This window comes from Ancylomarina longa, from assembly GCF_003996985.1.
Lineage (GTDB): Bacteria > Bacteroidota > Bacteroidia > Bacteroidales > Marinifilaceae > Ancylomarina_A > Ancylomarina_A longa.
This window is the reverse complement of the sequence record NZ_RJJX01000063.1, coordinates 1-1,518: the sequence shown is the minus strand read 5'-3', so window position 1 is coordinate 1,518 and position 1,518 is coordinate 1. Positions and strand designations below refer to the sequence as shown.

The 1,518-nt window shown below is 38.2% G+C and carries 1 protein-coding gene; it reads left to right on the top strand.

What is annotated here, in order from left to right:
• Positions 1 to 1,187 precede the first annotated feature (1,187 nt).
• The coding region (locus tag DLK05_RS18975; protein WP_235832026.1) for a Ycf2 family protein at positions 1,188 to 1,518 on the top strand (331 nt) is incomplete at its 3' end.

Below are 1,518 nucleotides of genomic sequence, written 5' to 3'. Positions count from 1 at the left end.
AAGGAAAAAAGATCTCTGAGAGYTGTTTCMKGGATCCGAAAGAGAGTACTTGGGTTCTCCCAATAACTCAAAAGTGTATCATGCCTGAATCTAACTGGAGTTCGCGGTGGTGGAGGAACTGGATCGGAAAAAAGAGGGGTTTTTGTTGTAAGATATCTAATGAAACCGTCGCTGGAATTGATATCTCATTTAAAGAGAAAGATATCAAATATCTGGAGTTTCTTTTTGTATATTATATGGATGATCCGATCCGCAAGGGCCATGATTGGGAATTGTTTGATCGTCTTTCTCCGAGGAAGAGGCGAGACATAATCAACTTGAATTCGGGACAGCTATTCGAAATCTTAGTGAAASACTGGATTTGTTATCTCATGTYTGCTTTTCGTGAAAAAATACCAATTGAWGTGGAGGGTTTCTKCAAACAACAAGGAGCTGGGTCAACTATTCAATCAAATGATATTGAGCATGTTTCCCATCTCTTCTCGAGAAACAAGTGGGCTATTTCTTTGCAAAATTGTGCTCAATTTCATATGTGGCAATTCCRCCAAGATCTCTTCRTTAGTTGGGRGAMGAATCCGCACGAATCRGATTTTTTKAGGAAMRTATSGAGAGAGAATTKGATTTGGTTAGACAATGTGTGGTTGGTAAACAAGGATMGRTTTTTTAGCAAGGTACGRAAYGTATCGTCAAATATKCAATATGATTCYACAARATCTAKTTTCGTTCAAGTAACRRATTCTAGCCAAYTGAAMGGATCTTCTGATCAATYCAKAGATCMTTTSGATTCCATTAGKAATGAGGATTCGGAATATCACTATCACACATTGATCAATCAAAGAGAGATTCAACAACTAAAAGAAAGATCGATTCTTTKGGATCCTTCCTTTMTTCAAACRGAASGAASAGAGATAGAATCARACCGATTCCCKAAATRCCTTTCYGGMTATTCCTCAATGYCCCGGCTATTCACGGAACGTGAGAAGCRRATGAWTAATCATCTGCTTCCGGAAGAAAKCGAAGAATTTCTTGGGAATCCTACAAGAKCCRTTCGTTCTTTTTTCTCTGACAGATGGTCAGAACTTCATCTGGGTTCGAATCCTACTGAGAGGTCCACTAGRGATCAGAAATTGTTGAAGAAASAACAAKATCTTTCTTTTGTCCCTTCCAGGCGATCGGAAAATAAAGAAATGGTTAATATATTCAAGATAATTACGTATTTACAAAATACCGTCTCAATTCATCCTATTTCATCAGATCCGGGATGTGATATGGTTCCGAAGGATGAACCGGATATGGACAGTTCCAATAAGATTTCAGTCTTGAACAAAAATCCATTTTTTGATTTATTTCATCTATTCCATGACCGGAACAGGGGGGGATACACGTTACACCACGATTTTGAATCAGAAGAGAGATTTCAAGAAATGGCAGATCTATTCACTCTATCAATAACCGAGCCGGATCTGGTGTATCATAAGGGATTTGCCTTTTCTATTGATTCCTACGGATTGGATCAAA